Genomic DNA, 19,839 nt, shown 5'->3' with positions numbered 1-19,839 from the left:
TATATTCCTCGAAAATAACATTTACTCATCCGAATAGGTTTTTTACCCAAACGTAAATCTACATGAAGAGAATCATAAATAGGAACCGGATAGGTTTAATTCTAGGAGGAATACTTCTTTTGTCTTCAGGGTTTGTCGGCGGCAAAATGATGGCGGACATCACTTCCGAAAACATTGCCAACGCCCAAATCCTGATCGGACTTGAATTTTCTCCGGCCGAGAGGGACAGCATGAACCGAAACCTGACCAATTACAGGACAAGTTACGAGACCATGCGCAAGCAGCCCATCACAAATTCAGTTGCTCCTGCCATTGGTTTCAACCCCCTTCCCCATGGTTTTGTACCAAACCAGATTCAGGAAGAAATTGATTGGGGAATACCTGTCAATGTCAGTCTACCCAAAAAAGAAGCTGACATCGCCTACCTTTCTGTTGCTGAACTTTCTTCTTTGATCAAAAGCAAAAAGCTGAGCTCGGAAAGATTGACAAAAATCTACCTCGACCGGATCAAAACTTATTCGGATACACTTCAGTGCCTTATCACTTTAATGGAAACAGAGGCCATGCAAAAAGCCAAAGCCATGGATGCCGAGCTTGCAAAAGGAATTGACCGTGGTCCGCTGCATAGCATTCCTTATGGCATCAAGGATTTGTTGGCAGTGAAAGGTACCAAAACCACATGGGGCGCCATGCCTTACAAAGATCAAACGATCGATGAGACGGCTACGGTAGTAGAAAAACTCAATGAAGCAGGCGCAGTCTTGGTGGGAAAATTTACCTTGGGCGCCTTGGCCATGGGAGATGTGTGGTACGGAGGGGTGACCAAAAATCCATGGAACATGAAGCAAGGTTCAAGCGGTTCATCGGCAGGATCGGCCTCTGCCGTGAGTGCGGGATTGGTGCCTTTTGCCATCGGAACAGAAACACTCGGAAGCATTGTCTCGCCTTCCACAAGAAACGGAGTGACAGGACTGAGACCTACATTTGGAAGGGTAAGCCGACACGGTGCCATGGCACTGAGTTGGAGCATGGACAAAATCGGCCCAATTTCCAGGTCAGCTTTGGACAACGGAATTGTCCTTTCTATCATTAATGGATTTGACTCCAAAGACAAAAGCACCATCGCCGCAGCATTTCAATACAACTCCAAAAAATCCATCAAAGACCTCAAGATCGGATATTTTGCTCCTTTCTTCGAAGGTGACAGGCAAAATATAGACAAAGACAAAAAAGTATTGGAAGACCTGAGGGCGATGGGATTGGAACTCCATCCTGTCGAACTCAAAACTTCTGTCGATCCGAGCAGCATGTTGATTTCGCTCTATGTGGAGGGTGCCGCGGCTTTTGATGACTTGACAAGATTGAATCTCGATGACCAAATGGTCGCCCAACACCGCAATGCCTGGCCAAATCTCTTCCGTGCAGCAAGGTTCATCCCGGCGGTCGAATACATACAAGCCAACAGGTATCGCAGCATTTTGATCGAAGAAATGCACGCCTTGTTTCAGGAATATGATGTTATCGTGACTCCTTCCTTTGCGGGAAACCAACTTCAGATCACCAACCTGACCGGACATCCTGCCCTCTGCATGCCAAACGGTTTTGCTGAAAACGGCAGTCCGACTTCCATTACATTTCTCGCCAATCTTTTTGACGAAGAGAAGCTGGTCATGCTGGGCAAAGCTTATCAGGAAAAAACCGAATGGCAGAAAAAAAGACCTCCCTTTTTTGACAAATAAAAATCCATCCAATCCTCATGGAAAGAAATACGTATGATGTGGCAGTGATAGGCCTTGGCGCTTTGGGCTCATCGACCCTTTGGCAACTGAGCAAGTCAGGAAAAAGGATTCTTGGCATCGACCAATTCTCCCCTCCACATACCATGGGTTCTTCCCATGGGGAAACAAGGATTACCAGACTTGCAGTGGGTGAAGGAATGGATTTTGTGCCCATTGTCAAGAGGTCCCATGAAATCTGGAAAGAACTGGAGTCCCAAACCGGGACTACCATCATGACGACCACAGGCGGTTTGCTTTTTGACTCCGGAATCCAAAGTTGGGCGAAGCATGGCTCGGAAGGGTTTTTCGAAAGGACAGTGAAATTCGCCCAAGAGGGAAACATTCTCTACGAGATTTTTGATGCCCAAGAACTCCGAAAGCGGTTTTCGGAATTCAATTTGGAAGAGAGCGGCAAAGTCTATTACGAGCCGAGTGCAGGATTTCTCAGACCGGAGTTGGCGATTTCGACCCAACTCCAACTTGCCGCACAAAATGACGCAGTCATCAAAACCCATACAAAAGTATTGGGTATCTCGCCTATTTCGAGTGGAGGTGTGCAGATCCAAACCAACCAAGGAACCTTTGAAGCAGCTCAGGCGGTGATCAGCGCAGGTCCGTGGGTCAAGGATTTCCTGCCTTCCTTTGTCAAGACCCAATTCAAAATCTGCAGACAGATCCTGCATTGGATTCCCAAAAAAGGAAAAGCATTTGAACTGGGAAAAACCCCCATCTTCATGTGGGGCTATGATTCGGGTCCGGAAGATTTTATCTATGGTTTTCCTTCTTTGGATGGCGCTACAATCAAAGTCGCATCGGAATCATTTGTAGAAAGAAACCATCCCGACACGATTTTGAGGGATGTTTCAGAAAAAGAATGTGAGGATTTTATCCAAAATAAAATTGGCAACCGATTTAACCACATCGAAAAAAAGGTGGTCCAATCCAAAGTCTGCATCTATACCGTTACTTCCGATTCGTATTTTGTGGTGGGTGAATTGCCTGATTTCCCGGAGGTTTTGGTGGCGTCTGCCTGCAGCGGTCATGGGTTCAAACACTCCGCCGGACTTGGAGAAGGTATTGCTGATAAAATCCTTGGGAAAAAGCCTAGGTTTGATTTGGAGGTTTTTGGGTGGAGGGAGTATTAAAAATTATAGGATATCTGCTTCTTTGCCAGTGACCCTAAATTCTGCTTCAGTCATGACGGAAGACCGAAGTCGGAAGACCGATGTAACCAGAAATGAATTTCTATTTCTGCTCACTGTAAACTGGACACTGAACACTTTTTTCCTCAACCTACTATTTCAAAACTGAAAACACCCTTACCGCGGATTATCTTTCAACCACTTATCCAAGACAGGAATAACTGAATACTTGACTCCCTTGAATCGCTCAGGAGGTGTTGTGTCCAAGGCTTCTCTGACTTCGAGAATCGCAGGATAAAAATCCATACCCTGTCCCGCAAGTTGCCCGTCAACCACACGGAGTAACCTTTCAATCCCAAAATGATCAAATGACCATTCCTGAAGGTTGTTTGAATCGGGTATTGCCGAACGGATATCAGCGGCCATCTGCAGGATACTGAGGCGGACCGGCTCGGTAAACAAAGCCGGATGGTCCACCATGTTGCCATCCAAAAAATCATAGGCATAATGGTAATTGTACTCAGACACCAGGATCCCGATCAATTCACTTTCCCAATCAGGCCTTGATTTGATTTTAGCCACTGCCGCCTCCCTGACCTCCGCATCGTGATACCTTCCCGTGAGCGCCAAAATCCCAAGGATACTTTGGGTAGAATCCAAACCCTCAATTTCCCTCATGTAAGTTTCATATTGTTCTTTGTCCTGTGTCTGGATTTGGGAAATCATTTCTTTTTGCTGCTTACTTTGGTAGACAAGCCAATCAATCAACATGCCGATCGTAAAGACAAGACTGAACAAAAATCCTATGGAGAAAAAGATTCTGACTGGTGCAAAACTTAGCTCTTTCCCCAAAAAAAGCACCAGAAACGAGGGAATGAAAATCAACAAAGGAAACCAAATCAGGGAATTCATGTTGGCTAGCCAAGGGGAAAAACTCACTGCCTCGGTGATATTGTCCCATTTTAGTGCGGCTGAAAAAAACACAGTAATTACAAATGCGACGCAGAGTATTACTGCCAAAAGATTTCTCCAAAAAGGATCCGGAACGAAATATCCAAATAGCCCAACGCGTGCCAAGCCAACAAACAGACCAATACTGCTCAAAGCAAAGCCAAATCCCAGAAAAGCCAATCCAAGTCCGTAACCCATGGCGCCGTCTCCTCCCAAATTGGGCTTGGGATAATTGAGCAGCAACAGCCCTGCATAAAAAACAAGACTTAGTACAAATGAATGTTTGCCCATGGCTTTACTGTTTATGAGTTAGAAAATGCGGTTATTAAAGAATTGACAATGCCTGGAATTTCAAAGAAAAGACTTTGGATTATTGGAAACATATAGCCAATTATCCTCACTGACTCCGGAAATCCTCCACAAACCGGAAAGCATCCATTCGGAGATACTATTCATAATTACCTGAAAATGATATATATCATATTTTGTTCAAATTTTAATCACCTTCCTTTAGGGTGTTTTTCGCCCAGAAATGAATAATTTAGGGTTGTGGAAATCCGTTAAAATCTAATCAAAAAAAACATAATTCTGGAATAAAGAAAGAAATAGACTTTTTGGATTGATTACCACTGGTTTTCTTCAAAAAAAATATTCAATTGACTTTTAAACCCAAATTTCAACTTAAAAAAACAATCTGCTTAAATTAAGAAACTATGCTGACACAAATCAAAACTGAATTAAAGGACTGGGTGGATTCCTTGACAAGCCACTTCGGCCCTGATAATATCCATTGGTGCGATGGTTCTGAACAAGAATATGATTCACTCTGCCAAAAAATGGTGGACAAAGGAACTTTTATCAAACTCAATCAGGAAAAGAGACCGAATAGTTTTGCATGTTTTTCAGACCCGAGCGATGTCGCCAGGGTGGAAGACAAAACTTTTATCTGCAGCAGAAGAAAAGAAGATGCCGGACCGACCAACAATTGGATGAATCCATCAGAAATGAAGGAGATTTTGAACGGTCTTACGGCAGGAAGTATGAAAGGCCGGACGATGTATGTCATTCCTTTTTGCATGGGTCCTGTGGGTTCGCACCTTTCCAGATACGGTGTTCAGATTACAGACAGCGAATACGTGGTCGTCAACATGAGAATCATGACCAGGATGGGAGCACCTATCCTGAAATACATTGATGAGCATTTTGTTAAATGTATCCATACGCTTGGTGCTCCTTTGGAGCCGGGCCAAAAGGACGTCAAGTGGCCATGTAACCCCACTGTCAAATACATTTCGCATTTCCCTGAAGAAAGACTGATCATCTCCTACGGTAGTGGCTATGGCGGAAATGCCCTTTTGGGTAAGAAATGCTTTGCACTCAGAATCGCCTCCACCATGGGAAGAGAAGAAGGATGGCTCGCTGAGCACATGTTGATTCTTGGCGTGGAAAGCCCCCAAAAGGAAAAAAGCTATATCGCAGCAGCGTTTCCAAGCGCCTGCGGCAAGACCAACTTTGCGATGATGATCCCTCCCAAAGAAATGGAAGGATGGCGCATCACCACCATCGGGGATGACATTGCATGGGTTCACAAAGGAGAAAACGGAAGGCTACACGCCATCAATCCCGAAGCAGGATATTTTGGAGTAGCTCCCGGAACCAACTACAAGACCAACCCCAATGCCATGGAAAGCATCCGGGCAAATACGATTTTTACCAATGTCGCCGTCACCGCTGACGGGGATGTATGGTGGGAAGGCATGACCAAAGAAGTGCCTGAAGGTCTTACTGACTGGCACGGAAAACCTTATGACAAAGCAAGCGGAAAACCTGCAGCGCATCCCAATTCAAGATTTACCGCTCCTGCAAACCAAAATCCTGCAATAGATCCTGAGTGGAACAATGCCGAGGGAGTGCCCATCACAGCATTCGTTTTTGGAGGAAGAAGAAGCTCCACGGTGCCTTTGGTATACCAGGCTTTCAACTGGAATTTTGGTGTCTACATGGCTGCAACAATGGGTTCGGAGACTACCGCGGCAGCTTTTGGCGAAGTAGGAAAAGTCAGAAGGGATCCATTTGCGATGCTGCCATTTATGGGCTACCACATGGGAGACTATTTCAACCATTGGCTACAGTTTGGCAGGGACCTGCAAAACGCCCCAAGAATCTTTGGTGTCAATTGGTTTAGAAAAGACGAGGAAGGCAACTTCATCTGGCCGGGATTCGGTGACAACATGCGTGTGCTCAAGTGGATCATCGGCCGTTGCAAGGGAAGGATTTCTGCTGTCGAATGTCCGATTGGCTGGAGACCTAGGTACAAAGACATGGACTGGGAAGGCATGCATGATTTCAGCAAAGAGGATTTTGACAAGATCATGATGATCGAGCCGGAGCCTTGGAAGACTGAATTGCTTGGCCACAGTGAACTGTTCGAAAAAGCCTATGACAAAGTCCCGAAAGAGTTTTTCTTTATGAGGGAATTGTTGCTGTCGGCACTTTGGAGATCGCCGGAGAAAGTTGACCTTGCGTCTGAAAGAGGAGATCATTAAGCCTTTGAAAATGCTTAAAAATTGATATTCATTGATATTGGATATTGATAGATATTTATCCCTCAATTGACGTTAAAATTGGTTTTTGAACCAACTGGAAACAAAGGGAATATCAAGATCCTTTTAAATTGAAAAATCCCTGTGAGAGCGATCTTACAGGGATTTTTTTATTTAGGATAAGATTTCTAAGGTCTGATTTTTTTTTCCAAATACTTTTGAAATTGCTCTAAAAGATGGATTGCCTATTTGGCAAAAAGAGGCTAAGTTTAAGTAAATTAGACAATCAACAAACGTTTCTAATCACTGTAATAAATGTCAGACGGGAATGGGCCAAACACTAACTGAAAGGAAATTAATTATTGCCAATTTCCTTATTGTAACCTATTTTTTATTGATTTATGCAATTCATTTTTTCCAGGTGGAAAATACGGTGATCGGTGTTTTTAAGGAAATCCTCACTATCCCCTTTTTACTTGCCCAAATAGTATTTCTGATTGTTGGAATCCTATTTATGGTAAAAAATAAGAAGACTCACTTTTTGACAAAGTCAAGTGTATTGCTGTTGGGCATTTGTTCTGTTCTTACCATTGGTAGCTTTTTTTGAAGCAATAAATCTTTCTCCTCCATTTTTAATACCGGCACTTTCTTTTTGGAATTTTTCAGCCAAAACGACTCCCGTATAATCCATCCATATTCCTATTTGGTGTGTACTTGGCTTTTAATTGGAAAATAGTATTGAACCAAAAAACCTTAAAGATTCTAGTCAAAGTAGGCCGAAAGTTGAATAACTCCGGTCCAATAATGTGGGATTGACATAACATGTTTTCGGAAATCCGTAATGCCTCCTCTTTCAAAGATGGTCACCTTTAGGATTGTAAAAATTCTTACATCATATAAATCACAATCAAATGGAAAATTTAAAAAGCTGCATTGATGCGTGTTTGGCCTGTGTGGTGACCTGCGAAAAATGCATCACCGATTGTATCAAAGAAAGCAATCTGGACTGTATTTCGATATGCCGAGACTGTGCCGACATCTGCGCATTGTGTGCAAGGTTTGATGCAAGAGGCTCCGCCTACGGATCGGGACTTCACGCCTTGTGTGCAGAAATCTGCAGGGCCTGTGCCGCAGAATGTGAAAAACATGCCGCACACCATGATAGCTGTAAAGCGTGTGCAGAAGCCTGTAAAAAATGCGCAGAGATCTGTGAACAAATGGATTCTGCAAAAGCCTGATCCCAATTAAGCCGGAAGAGGGAGGACTATTGATGCTCTCTTTTTTTTGGTTTGAAAACTTCGAAATAAGGAGGCCAATCATTCTCCTCGAGACAATTTTTTGAGCAAATAACGCAACAAATGCCAACCATAGCCTAACACTTTGAGCTGGGGCGACACATCATCATCAAAGCTTTCTTTTAGGTCTACTGACATTTCTGATTCCTCTATTTCGGATTTTGGAATGGAAGCATACCCCCGGAAGTGCTTTCGACACAGGTAAGGAAGAGATCCTTATCCGATTAAATTAAAGACAAACCAATATGGCCATTCAAACAACCAATCCTTTTACAAATAAAACAGTAAAGTCATTCAAAGAAATGACAGAGACGGCAGTGGAAGGAAAAGTAGCCAATGCACAGGAAGCTTATACCCACTGGAAAGAAACAAGTTACCAGAATCGGGCTGATTTGCTACACAAAGTCGCCACCCTCATGCGGGTCAAAAAATCAGAACTCGCTCAAACCATCACACTGGAAATGGGAAAAATCCTGGCGCAGGCCGAAGGTGAAATCGACCTGAGTGCTGATATTTTTGATTATTACGCAAATCATGGAGAGGAATTTCTTGCAGATAAAATTCTCGATCCTGAATATGGAACGGCCCTTATCCGCAATAGTCCTATTGGGGTTTTGTTGGGTGTAATGCCCTGGAATTTCCCGTTCTATCAGGTAGCCCGTTTTGTCGCTCCCAATATAATGGTCGGCAATACTATTCTACTCAAGCACGCCTCCATCGTACCACAATGTGCCGCCGCTATTGAGGAACTTTTTACAGAAGCTGAAGCGCCTGCGGGATTGTACACCAATCTGTTTATCTCAGGTAAGCGTGCATCTGCACTTGTTTCCGACAAAAGAATCAAAGGAGTTTCCCTGACAGGAAGCGAAGAGGCCGGTGCAAGTATTGCGATAGAAGCCGGGAAATATTTGAAAAAGGTTGTCTTGGAGCTTGGCGGCAACGATGTCTTTATAATCCTAGAGGATGCAGATATGGATAAAACCGTCGAATGGGCTGTTGTCGGCCGGATGAATAACAACGGTCAGTGTTGTGTCGCCTCTAAGCGTTTCATTGCGTTGGAAGCAATTGCAGACACATTTATCCAAAAATTTAAGGACGCGCTATCAAAAATGAAAGTGGGTGATCCGATGGATCCCGAGACAGAATTGGGCCCTTTGAGCAGTGAAGAAGCCGCTGTGCAATTGGCAGATCAGGTAAAACGCTCCGTTGACCAAGGAGCAAAAGTTCTGTTGGGAGGAAAACGGGCAGACCGTGAAGGTGCCTTTATGGAACCTACGATTCTCACCGACCTGAAACCCGGTATCGATGCCTATCATGAAGAATTATTTGGCCCGGTGGCTTCCTTCTATGTGGTGAAAGACGAAGAGGCTGCGATCGCCCTTGCCAACGATTCTGATTTTGGTTTGGGGGCATCTGTTTTTACCCAAGATATCGAGCGCGGAAAGCGGATCGCCGATCAGATCGATGTCGGAATGGTATTTATCAACCACCCTACCTGGACACAGGCTGACCTTCCTTTTGGCGGAACCAAGCGTTCAGGATTTGGCCGTGAACTCTCCGAGCTGGGAATCCATGAATTTGTCAATAAGAAGCTTATCCGTGTAAGTGAGCTCAATGATCCATTTTAACACATAAAAGAATAGATATGCACTTCCGGGCCAGTAATGGAATTATCTACTTCAGGCGTGACGGAAGACCGAAGTCGGAAGACCCCCGCCTGCCGCCGGGCAGGGATGTACCGGACATGTCAGTCTCCATCATTGAATTACTTTGAATTAAAGTTTTCACTGGCATCATTGCTAACATAAATACAACATATGTAAACGCTTCTTTGCCTGTAGCCAAACAAATAATGATTGGGGAACGATTAGCGATTCGGTGGACAGTGGACTGTCGTCCGTGGACGAAAGAAAATAAAACTGACATTGCTTTTGCCGCATTTAGGTTTTAAGCAACAGGAAGTGAAAAAACATACTGATTTTAATTTAAGCAATTTGAGATGAAAAAATTAGAGAACAAGATTGCCATCATTACCGGTGGTGCAGGAAGTATCGGCATGACTACTGCCAAGTTGTTTTTTGAAGAAGGGGCAAAGGTTCTGTTGGTAGATTTGGAGGAAGAGCCTCTCAAAAAAGCGGTGAAAGAATTGGGTGGAAAAGCCGTGCAGTATTGCGTGGCGGATGTGACTAAATCTGCGGATGTCAAAAGGTACGTGGACTCAGCAGTAAAAGCCTTTGGGAAAATCGATGTGTTTTTTAACAATGCAGGAATTGAGGGAACGGTAAAACCGATCATTGACTACCCGGAAGAAATGTTTGACAAAGTCATTGCCGTCAATGTGCGGGGTGTGTGGTTAGGAAATAAATACGTCTTGCCCCACATGAATGACGGCGGCAGCATCATCATCACCTCCTCGGTGGCAGGCTTGCTCGGAAGTCCCAATGTCAGTGCCTATATCATCAGCAAACATGCCGGAGTAGGCATCATGCGGGCGACATCGGTAGAGGCTGCTCCCAGAAAAATCCGAGTCAACAGTGTACATCCTTCCCCGGTCGACAACCGCATGATGCGCTCGCTCGAAGAAGGATTTTCCCCGGGTAAGGGTGCCGCAGTCAAGAAGCAACTCGAGCTGACCATTCCCCTTGGCCGGTATGCCAAACCCATCGAAATCGCAAAACTCGTCTTGTTTTTGGCAAGCGACGACAGTCAGTTTATCACAGGTACGACACAGGTAATTGATGGTGGTATCAATGTTCAGTAAAAATTAATAGCGTTTTCCCCTTTTTTGATTCAAAGTCTATTTTTTGAAATCCCTTAGTATTAAGGGAAATATGTGGCCACCTTCCGAAGTATGACGCGGACCTTCGGAAGGTATTGAAACATCTTTTTTTTCTTATTCCGGAATATGTCGTAGTGCCCACCCCTTTTTCTGAAGTCTTTTTGAACAATGAAAATCCATTTCGGGTATTGTCAAAAATTAGGTAAAAGACAAAGCATGCCAACGGCTTGGGGATGGTTTCATTCGGATTAATACTTCTAAAAGCAGTCAGAAGGGGCTTTTTTACGGAAAAAGAAAAAAATAATTCAAAAAACCCAACCCATAAATACTCTTATCGTTATTTGGACTAAACCTAAATAAGATCGGAAAAATGACTAGAATCCTAATCGCATTTTGCATTTTGTTTGCGCTTACTGCCTGTGAAAATGAGGACAACCTCAGTCCTCAGAATTCTACCGAATCCATCACCGCTTCACTCACCTTGCCTGATGGATTGATTATAACGGAGTTTGTCGAAGAAGGAAGGGACAAAACAGCAATTTTCAGCCCTTTTACTTTTTTGTTCAACTCAGATGGTTCGGTGACCGCTTCCAAAACAGGAACCTCCATCAACGGCACCTTTCTTGTTTTCAGGGATGATGGCCGGGTAGAATTAAGGATGGATTTTCCGGAAAATTCCGAGCTGTACGAACTCAGCGATGATTGGTATTTTATCTCCCAAAGTGGGAATACCATCAGATTTGAAGACAGCGGCGACAAACTCGTATTCCAACAACAGTAAAAAAACCCAACATCCAATAACATGAAAATACTCCTCTATACCACACTAATTGTTCTTTGCCTGACACTATCCCTAAGCAATCTGATGGCCCAAGAAGAGGGCGAAGCCAAAACTCTCCTTGGGAATGGCTCAATTGATACAAAAGATTTGGGCTTTTTTGTAGCACCGTCTTTTGGCTTTACCCAAATGGACGGAGGCAGTGCCTCACTTTTCAACCTGAGAGGCGGTGTAAGCCTAAAGGACAATATTGCTTTTGGCGCGTATTTCAATACTTCCATAAATGATATCCGGCCGCAAAGCGAAACCGTCCCCAATGTGTATATGGATTATTGGTCAGTCGGTGGATTTGCGGAATACACCCTATTGTCCAATAACATAGTCCATGTGACTTTTCCCCTTTACATCGGATATGGTGAAGTGGAAATGGACAATGAAAACGGCAATGCAGGTCTTGGCGAAGCCAATTTCTTTCAGGTCGAACCCTCGGCCTTATTGGAAGTCAACCTCCACAAAAACGTCCGGTTGAATGTCGGGGCCGGTTACCGGTTTGTGGGACAGATGGAGTACCGCAACTTCAATCAGTCAGATATTTCGGGATTGACAGGCTATATGGGATTGAAATTTGGGCTGTTCCGCTAAATTATCCCCTGTCCATCCCAACATAAAATAGGTAAGGAAGCAATCATTTTTCCGATCTGTGTTGGAAGAATTCCCAAACCGTACTTTTTGAAAGTACGGTTTTTTTTATTGTACTCCCATACCACAGAGAGCTATCTAAAAGAGGAGATTTTGATAATATTTACCAAAATCAAAAACCCAATCTTCCAAAACCCTAAATTCAATCTTTTCCAACCTCCCAATCCCACAAACCCCATGAACTGGATCATATTGATTATCGCAGGACTGTTTGAAGTGGCTTTTCCTTTCTGTCTGGGAAAGGCGAAAGTGCCTACCGGAAACGACATGTATTTTTGGTACGCGGGTTTTCTGATTACCCTTGGCATCAGCATGGGACTTTTGGTCAAGGCCACCCAAACCTTGCCGATCGGGACAGCCTATGCCGTATGGACAGGAATCGGCGCAGTCGGGACGGTGCTCATAGGCATTTTGGTATTCAAAGAACCTGCGACATTTCTACGGCTCCTGTTCATTTCCACCTTGATCGGTTCAATCATCGGATTAAAAGCAGTCTCCTAAAAACATGGAAAACATCATCCTCAAAAGGGTAAACCCCGAAGACCTCGCCCAATTGCAGCAGATCGGCAGGCAGACTTTTCTTGAAACATTTGTTGCATCCAACAGCGAGGAAAACATGACCACCTATTTGGCGGAAGGGTTTTCTACTGAGAAGCTGAGCACCGAACTCCATGACAGGCATTCAGAATTCTATTTTGCCTGTTTGGGCGAAAAGGTCATCGGTTACCTGAAAGTGAATTTTGGTCCCTCTCAGACGGAGTTAAAGGACGACAAATCCCTCGAAATCGAGAGGATCTATGTCCTGAAGGAATTCCATGGGCAACAGGTAGGGCAGATGCTCTACGACAAAGCCATCCAAATCGCCAAAAAGCAGCGTGCAGACTACGTGTGGCTAGGCGTATGGGAACATAACCCAAGAGCCATCCAATTCTATAAGAAAAACGGCTTTGTGGAGTTTGACAGGCATATCTTCGTCTTGGGCAACGACGCCCAGACCGATATCATGATGAAGCTGAAGATGAATGGGTAGGGAATAGATACTCCTATAAATAGTGAAAGGGGAGGATTGGATAAATAATGAAAAGAGAGTATGTTTAGGTGATTGAAAAAAATTTAAAATATTTTTAATTAATGTTGACCTTGTTTAATTATACATTTATTAATCTTTAATTGAAGGAAAAGAAATGAAAATCACACTTTTAGGCCAAGGTTTTGAGAAAGAATCCGAATTTTCAGTAGGTAACCAATTAATTAAGTTTTTTTCTAGTGAGGAATATCGGGCATTTACAGCAATTTCAGCATTTACAAGCAAAGCTGCTATAAATGGATTATCTCAATATATTTTGAAAGCAAAAACGCACCTTGAAAATATAACAATTATAACAGGTGTGGACCAAAAAGGAACCACGAAGGAGGCTTTGGAAGAACTATTATCTTTAGATATTTTAACTTTTGTTTTCTACCAACCTTCAATAACAATTTTCCATCCAAAAATTTATCTTTTTGAGGGGGATAAGAAATCTGAACTAATTATTGGATCTTCAAATCTAACATTACAAGGGTTATTTACAAATGTCGAATTTTCATTACTTATTAGTTTGGATAACACTATTGATTCAGATAAAGAAATTGTAAAGCAGCTTAAGGAATATTTCGGTGGCATATTTGATTATTCAGATCCCAATCTTCAGGCAATAACTCCCGAAATAATTGAAGCTTTGGTAAATGCTAAAGTTGTTCCAACTGAAATAGAAAGAATGGCCACTCAAGACAAATTGGAAATTGGAGAAAAAGAAAAAAGAGATGAATTACTTTCTCGAATTTTTCCTAAAAGAATTATCTCAAAAATCCCTCCTGAATTCAGAGGAAGTATTTCTAAGTTTCAAAAAATGTTTGGAAAAGAAACTTTTAACCAATTTGAAATCAAAAGTACTAAGAGTAGATTATTATGGACTAGCGGCCCACTTACAGAAAGAGATTTAAATATCCCAAAAGGCTCAAATACCAACCCTACAGGTTCAATGAATTTCAAAAAGGGAAAAACTAAAGAAATTGACCAAAGACATTATTTCAGAGATGAAGTTTTTTCGGATCTAGAATGGGAGAAAGATTCACATCTCGAAAGAGCAACTGCCTTATTCAAGTTAATAATAGATGATATAGATTTTGGAGACTTTGAATTAAAAATAACACACAATCCAAGAACTGATACTGTTTCATATGTACAAAAAAATTCGGTTACCTCAATAAGCTGGGGAGAGGCTAAGAAAATCATTGCAAAAGAGGAATACATCGGAAAAAATGCTAACCTTTTTAAGAATACCCGAAAAGGTGAATTTACCATAGAAATAAAGTAATTTTTTTTAAAACTGGCTCTCAAATTTTTTTGAGGGTTTGAATAACATTACTATCTTTGGACTGAAGTAGTCCAAAATGAAATTAGAAAAAACCTTCGGTGAAACAGTAAAGAAACTTCGAGAGGAAAGAGGTCTTCCATTGCGCGAAGTTGCAGAAGCATTGCAAATTGACACTTCGATGCTTGGGAAGATTGAGAAAAATAATCGAAAACCAACAAAACAACACATTGAAAAATTTGCCAGTTATTTCAAAGTGAGTGAAAAAGATTTAATGATTTCATTTTTAAGCGATACGGTAGTTTACCAAGTCATGGACGAAGAAGATTTGTCAACTGAAATTCTTAAGGTGGCAGAAGAAAAAGTGAAATACATAATTAACCAAAAAACTGCAACCCAATGAAACTAATTACCGAAGCTTCTCCGGAAAAACTAAGAGGAGGCTTTTATACTCCTGAACCAATAGCAGAATTCATTTTGCAATGGGGAATAAATGGAAGCATTGACTTTGATATTTTAGAACCAAGTTGTGGTGATGGAATCTTTTTAAAACAACTTCAAAAACAAAAACTAAAATACAAATCGGTAACTGCAGTTGAATTCGACGAACAAGAAGCCGACAAGGCTGATAGCATAATTTTGGAAAACAAGAAGGTATTTTGTGCAGACTTTCACACATATTGTAATAGCACATTGCAACGTTTTGATTTAATTGTTGGAAACCCCCCGTATATTCGATACCAATTTTTTGACCGACAACAACAGATTGAGGCCAATGACATATTCATTAAAGCAGGTTTGAAGTACTCCAAGCTTACAAATGCTTGGGTTTCATTTGTTGTTGGCTCCTCTCTTCTTCTAAAAGAAACTGGGAAGATTGGGTTTGTACTTCCAGCAGAGATTTTACAGGTTTCTTTTGCGAAGCAATTGCGGACATTTATTGCACAGTTTTATAATAAGATCAATATAATATCATTCGAAAAACTCGTTTTCCCAGATATTCAGCAAGAGGTCGTTTTGTTACTTTGTGAAAAAAATAATTCAAAAGAACATAATATTGAACATATTGAGTTGAAGGATGCAAGTGAATTACAAAAGCTTGATGTGTCTAGATTAAAGAGCCCAAAAAAGAAAATTGATTTTAAAAGCAACAAATGGACCTTCTATTTTTTAGAGCAAGAGGAAATAGATTTTCTTGAAAATATTGGTAAGCATCGAAAAATTCATAGGCTTGAAAAATATGCAAAAGTTGAGGTAGGAATTACTACAGGTTCTAATGAGTTTTTCACCGTACCACTTTCGACTGTTGAAGAATATGGGTTACAAGATTACGCTAGACCAATGGTGGGACGAAGTGTACAGGTGAATAGTGTAATATTTACTGCTGAAGATTGGCTCAAAAATAAATTCTCAAAGTCTCGTGCACATCTTCTTGTTTTACCAAAAAGTAAAGAATTAAATCCAGAAAACGGAGCAATAAAATATATTGAATATGGTGAAAACTTGGATATTCACAAAGCCTACAAAACCAGAATTAGAGAGGACTGGTTTGTTGTTCCTTCACTGAAAATTTCTGATGCTCTATTCATTCGAAGAAACAATCTTTATCCTAGGTTGATAATAAACAGTGCAAAAGCATTTACTACTGATACAATGCACCGGGTTTTTCTTCGTCCGAATACAGACATTAATGCTCTAACAGCAAGCTATTACAATTCACTTTCTTTAGCTTTTTCAGAGGTTAGCGGAAGAAGCCATGGAGGCGGGGTTTTAGAGTTAATGCCAAATGAAGCTGAAAGCATTTTACTTCCATACCATATAGAAAATGCTAAACTACTTCCTCAAATTGATGCCCTTATACGAAATAAAGTAGATATAGAGGAAGTTTTAAAAATAACCAATGAGGTAATTCTTAAAAACAATTTCGGTTTGACAGAAAGGGAAGTAGAATTAGCACACTCCATTTGGAAAAAACTATCTTACAGGAGGCTAAATAGAGGGAAGTGACATTTTAAATTATTTACCTGATTGAAATAGAAAATTAAGGATCAGGTTTCTATGTTATTTACAAACCACTTCTTTTGTTGGGTAACCTACCGAGAAAAATTAGATTTAACTTTAATACTCTTTATTTTCCTCTTCCGTCCACCTCACCGCTAAATTGACCTTCTCTGCTTTATGAATAAAGAAAATACTATTTTAAATACGATTCAGATATCAAATGAATTGGAAAAAATGATAGATGAATCTTACAGATACCTAATTTTTGTTTCTCCCTATTTAAAAATTACGGATCGGCTAAAAGCTAAACTATCCCAAAAATTCACTCAATTAGACAGTTGTTTTTTTATATATAGAAAAAATGAGTTGTTGAAAAATGAAAGAGATTGGATTTCATCGTTTTCAAACGTTCATTTAATTGGTCTGGAAAACTTACATGCGAAGATTTATCTAAACGATAAGCAATGCCTTATTACTTCCATGAATTTTTATGAATACTCTCAAATCAATAATTATGAGATTGGAATTAGGATAGATAAAAAGATTGACAAGAATAATTATCAAAGAGTTATTGAAGAAATCATAGTTATGTCAAAATTGTCTGAAAAACATGATGATTTATTAAAATATCTGGAGCCTGAAATGGATTATACCGTTGGGAAGCTTTTTTATAAATTAAGAGATATTACAGGAAAATACAGAAAATCGAGTTTTGAAAATGAAGGATATATTGAATTTTGCAATGAGGCTAGAAAAATTGGAAATTTTCAAAAAAATGAATTATATCAGGACAATACAGCAATATTGAGGAATGCTAATATTGGGAAGTCAAGGTTTGATGAACTTTTTAAAAAGTTAAAATAAGGGTAGACTTTTTAGTAAGTTGGAACTTCAAACATATCGTAAACATTGAAAGAATAAAGGGTTATAATTCAATCAATATTAAAAACGGTTACAAACAATTAGAGATTCGTTCACCTAGGGAATTTGAAAAATATGAAGACGACTGAAAAAACATTTGACGCTGTAAAATTTATGCGTCAACAGAGAGACGAATTGAGCAAGAAGTTATCTAAAATGACGAAAGAAGAGATTTTGGAATACTTCAAGAGACGCAAAAAACAAACAACAATAAAGCCCTGCTCATAACTGTCTTTTTATACAGAGCCGGGTTTCCTGTTTTATTACATTGAAGTGCTTAATCCAAACCTTACTGTAAATAACAAGACTTTGGAAAAATATCTCTGTCCATTGAAGGGTATGCATAATCTTTCCAAGAAAAAGTTGATCATAAAATTGACAGAATCTCTTGAAGCAAAAGAAGAGAAGGTGGACCTTTTTACACTTTTTGGAGCATGGGAAGACAACAAGGATTCCGATGAAATCATTAAAGAAATCAGAGAATCGAGAATTGAAAAAGCAGAAAACCCTGGTTTCGAATAAAGTATCTTAACCTCCTAAACAGAACTTTCCCCTTCCTGATCTTTCTGATCCCCCTCCTGCCTCACTGCCAAATAAACCTTCTCTGCTTTGTCTTTGCCGACGACTTCGGCAAGGGCATCAATATTGGCTTCCTGGATTTTTTTGAAGGAGCGGAAGTGCTTCAGTAGTTTGTTGGCGGTGTTTTCTCCTATGCCTTCGATGTCGGTCAGCTTGGTGTTGAAGGCGTTTTTGCTGCGGACCTGACGGTGAAAGGTGATCGCAAAGCGGTGTGCTTCGTCCCGGATCTTTTGGATCAGCCGAAGGGATTCGGATTTTTTGTCGATATGCAGCGGGTAGTTGTCTTCGGGAAAGTAGATTTCCTCCAGCCTTTTGGCAATCCCGATGATCGGCACCTGACCATAGATCCCGAGTTCCTTCATCGCCTCCACGGCGGAAGACAGTTGTCCCTTTCCCCCATCGACGACGATAAGGTTGGGAAGGGGTTTTGCCTCCTCGAGAATGCGCTCATACCTTCTGCCCACGATTTCCTTCATGCTCGCAAAGTCGTTTGCACCGGTGACGGTCTTGATATGGAAGTGTCGGTATTCTTTGTTGGCGGGCTTGCCGTTAATAAAGCAGACCATGCTCGCCACGGGATTGGTGCCTTGGATGTTGGAGTTGTCAAAGCACTCGATGTGGATGGGCAGTTCTTTGAGAGAAAGGTCGGATTGCAGCTGCCGGAGCACGCGGTTCTTTTTGTCCTGTACTTCACCGGAGGCAAGCAGCTTTTCCTTTTTGTAGTACTTGGCGTTTTTGAGGGAGAGTTCTACGAGTTTCTTTTTGTCCCCGATTTTGGGGACGGCAAAGTTCAGTCCTTCAAATTCCTCTTCGAGGGGAATATTGGCGATGATTTCCAGCGACTCGGAGTTGAATTGATCCCGGAGGCGGATGATGGCCGTCAGAAGCAGTTCTCCGTCGGTTTCATCCAGTTTCTTTTTGAGCTCGACGGTTTTGGTGAGGATGACGGCGCCGTTTTTGATTTTGAGGAAGTTGACGTAGGCAGATTTTTCATCCGACTCTATCCCAAAGACGTCGAGGTCATGGATGGCGGGATTGGCCACCATGGATTTGGCTTGGTATTTTTCGAGAAGTTCGAGTTTGTTTTTGAAATAGTGCGCCCTTTCAAAAGCCAAACTTTCGGCAGCTTCCTGCATTTTCTTTTTGAAGTGGATCTTGGGCACTCCCAGATTTCCCTTGAGGATATGCTTGGCCTGTTCGATCTCCTTCATGTATTCGGATTCCACTTGCAGTCCTTCACAGGGCCCAAGGCAATTGCCGATATGGTACTCGAGGCAGACTTTGTACTTCTTCTCTTTGATCTTGCCTGGACTCAGGTCGAGGCGGCAGGTACGGATGGTAAAGATGCTTCGGATAAGTTCGAGGACATTGTTCATCCCCTTTACACTGGCAAAAGGTCCGAAGTACGTTCCCCTTCCGGTGATCATTCTCCGGGTGGGAAATAAGCGGGGAAAAGGTTCATTGGTCAGCAAGAGGTAAGGATACGTCTTGTCATCCTTGAGCATGATGTTGTACTTGGGCTGGATCTTTTTGATCAGGTTATTTTCCAGCAGCAGGGCATCAAACTCTGTGTCCACAATGGTGATTTCGATCTTTCGGATCTCCTTGACCATCCTTTTGGTTTTGTAATTGATGCCGAGGGTTTTGACAAAATAGCTAGCCACTCTTTTCTTCAGGCTCTTGGCTTTACCCACATAGATGAGTTCATTTTCGGCATTGAAATACTTGTACACTCCCGGCAGATCCGGAAGGGAATGGTAGTCTTCAACGAGGTAGGAGGATGCCTGCATGGGTGCAAATATAAAAAAAACAGCCCTGTGAAAGGCTGTCTTGAGGTCTTGGTTTTGGTTTTCTTTACAGTTTTAATTGTCCATAGTCCACGGTCGACAGTCCATAGCCACTGCAAAGGATTTTCAATCACTATTTTTTTCCAATTCAATGCTTATGTATTTCCAAAATACAAAACTCAATATTTCAACCCCTTTGGGGTTGTATGTTTATAAACATCCGTTTGTCTAT

18 protein-coding genes are annotated in these 19,839 nt (G+C 41.6%); 14 read left to right on the top strand and 4 right to left on the bottom strand.

Annotation, left to right across the window (positions count from 1 at the left end; translation table 11 throughout):
- Positions 1-62: 62 nt before the first annotated feature.
- Both DQW11_RS08275 and solA read left to right on the top strand, forming a co-directional pair.
- Positions 63-1,739, top strand: coding sequence for an amidase (locus tag DQW11_RS08275; protein ID WP_113923580.1), 1,677 nt, complete (start codon positions 63-65; stop codon positions 1,737-1,739).
- A 17-nt stretch (positions 1,740-1,756) separates the two neighbouring features.
- Positions 1,757-2,923 (top strand): N-methyl-L-tryptophan oxidase, encoded by a 1,167-nt coding sequence (gene solA, locus DQW11_RS08270; protein ID WP_113923579.1) that lies wholly within the window; start codon positions 1,757-1,759, stop codon positions 2,921-2,923.
- Between the two features lie 174 nt (positions 2,924-3,097).
- On the opposite strand, the gene DQW11_RS08265 is transcribed toward solA, so the two are convergent.
- Positions 3,098-4,162, bottom strand: a complete 1,065-nt coding sequence (locus DQW11_RS08265; RefSeq protein ID WP_113923578.1) for a hypothetical protein — start codon at positions 4,160-4,162, stop codon at positions 3,098-3,100.
- 422 nt (positions 4,163-4,584) lie between these two features.
- On the opposite strand from DQW11_RS08265, the gene DQW11_RS08260 reads away from it, so the two are divergent.
- The gene (locus DQW11_RS08260) at positions 4,585-6,417 is read left to right on the top strand and encodes a phosphoenolpyruvate carboxykinase (GTP) (protein WP_113923577.1); all 1,833 of its coding nucleotides are present in this window, start codon (positions 4,585-4,587) and stop codon (positions 6,415-6,417) included.
- 547 nt (positions 6,418-6,964) lie between these two features.
- On the opposite strand, the gene DQW11_RS22240 is transcribed toward DQW11_RS08260, so the two are convergent.
- Positions 6,965-7,105: a hypothetical protein gene (locus DQW11_RS22240; RefSeq protein ID WP_157966073.1), complete on the bottom strand. Its 141-nt coding sequence runs from the start codon at positions 7,103-7,105 to the stop codon at positions 6,965-6,967.
- Between the two features lie 229 nt (positions 7,106-7,334).
- Positions 7,335-7,562: a hypothetical protein gene (locus tag DQW11_RS22565; protein WP_157966072.1), complete on the bottom strand. Its 228-nt coding sequence runs from the start codon at positions 7,560-7,562 to the stop codon at positions 7,335-7,337.
- Positions 7,563-7,954: 392 nt separating this feature from the next.
- Here DQW11_RS22565 and DQW11_RS08245 point away from each other — a divergent pair, with 392 nt between their 5' ends.
- The 11 genes from DQW11_RS08245 to DQW11_RS08185 all read left to right on the top strand — a co-directional run bounded on the left by DQW11_RS08245 (position 7,955) and on the right by DQW11_RS08185 (position 17,763).
- Entirely contained in the window at positions 7,955-9,337 is a 1,383-nt protein-coding gene (locus DQW11_RS08245; protein WP_113923574.1) for an NAD-dependent succinate-semialdehyde dehydrogenase, read from the top strand.
- A gap of 371 nt (positions 9,338-9,708) precedes the next feature.
- Positions 9,709-10,470 carry an SDR family NAD(P)-dependent oxidoreductase gene (locus DQW11_RS08240; RefSeq protein ID WP_113923573.1) on the top strand — a complete coding sequence of 254 codons (762 nt, stop codon included), beginning with the start codon at positions 9,709-9,711 and terminating at the stop codon, positions 10,468-10,470.
- Positions 10,471-10,858: 388 nt separating this feature from the next.
- On the top strand, positions 10,859-11,269 hold the full coding sequence (locus tag DQW11_RS08230) for a hypothetical protein (RefSeq protein ID WP_113923571.1): 411 nt from the start codon (positions 10,859-10,861) through the stop codon (positions 11,267-11,269).
- Positions 11,270-11,290: 21 nt separating this feature from the next.
- Entirely contained in the window at positions 11,291-11,908 is a 618-nt protein-coding gene (locus tag DQW11_RS08225) for a hypothetical protein (RefSeq protein ID WP_157966071.1), read from the top strand.
- Between the two features lie 234 nt (positions 11,909-12,142).
- On the top strand, positions 12,143-12,466 hold the full coding sequence (locus tag DQW11_RS08220; protein WP_113923719.1) for a DMT family transporter: 324 nt from the start codon (positions 12,143-12,145) through the stop codon (positions 12,464-12,466).
- A gap of 4 nt (positions 12,467-12,470) precedes the next feature.
- Positions 12,471-12,995 (top strand): GNAT family N-acetyltransferase, encoded by a 525-nt coding sequence (locus tag DQW11_RS08215; protein ID WP_113923569.1) that lies wholly within the window; start codon positions 12,471-12,473, stop codon positions 12,993-12,995.
- 154 nt (positions 12,996-13,149) lie between these two features.
- Positions 13,150-14,322 carry a phospholipase D-like domain-containing protein gene (locus DQW11_RS08210; protein ID WP_113923568.1) on the top strand — a complete coding sequence of 391 codons (1,173 nt, stop codon included), beginning with the start codon at positions 13,150-13,152 and terminating at the stop codon, positions 14,320-14,322.
- Positions 14,323-14,398: 76 nt separating this feature from the next.
- Positions 14,399-14,722: a helix-turn-helix domain-containing protein gene (locus tag DQW11_RS08205; RefSeq protein WP_113923567.1), complete on the top strand. Its 324-nt coding sequence runs from the start codon at positions 14,399-14,401 to the stop codon at positions 14,720-14,722.
- Positions 14,719-16,326 carry an Eco57I restriction-modification methylase domain-containing protein gene (locus DQW11_RS08200; protein ID WP_113923566.1) on the top strand — a complete coding sequence of 536 codons (1,608 nt, stop codon included), beginning with the start codon at positions 14,719-14,721 and terminating at the stop codon, positions 16,324-16,326. Before DQW11_RS08205 ends, DQW11_RS08200 begins: the two co-directional genes overlap by 4 nt.
- 171 nt (positions 16,327-16,497) lie before the next feature.
- Entirely contained in the window at positions 16,498-17,184 is a 687-nt protein-coding gene (locus DQW11_RS08195) for a phospholipase D family protein (protein ID WP_113923565.1), read from the top strand.
- A 396-nt stretch (positions 17,185-17,580) separates the two neighbouring features.
- Complete coding sequence (locus tag DQW11_RS08185) at positions 17,581-17,763, top strand: hypothetical protein (protein WP_113923564.1); 183 nt, start codon at positions 17,581-17,583, stop codon at positions 17,761-17,763.
- Between the two features lie 14 nt (positions 17,764-17,777).
- Here the strand turns inward: DQW11_RS08185 and uvrC are convergent, their stop codons facing one another.
- Entirely contained in the window at positions 17,778-19,610 is a 1,833-nt protein-coding gene (gene uvrC, locus DQW11_RS08180; protein WP_113923563.1) for an excinuclease ABC subunit UvrC, read from the bottom strand.
- Between the last annotated feature and the right edge of the window lie 229 nt (positions 19,611-19,839).

Source organism: Cognataquiflexum aquatile (assembly GCF_003316845.1).
GTDB classification, from domain to species: Bacteria; Bacteroidota; Bacteroidia; order Cytophagales; family Cyclobacteriaceae; genus Cognataquiflexum; species Cognataquiflexum aquatile.
The sequence above is the reverse complement of the archived record's forward strand: the minus strand, read 5'-3'. Positions and strand labels throughout refer to the sequence as shown.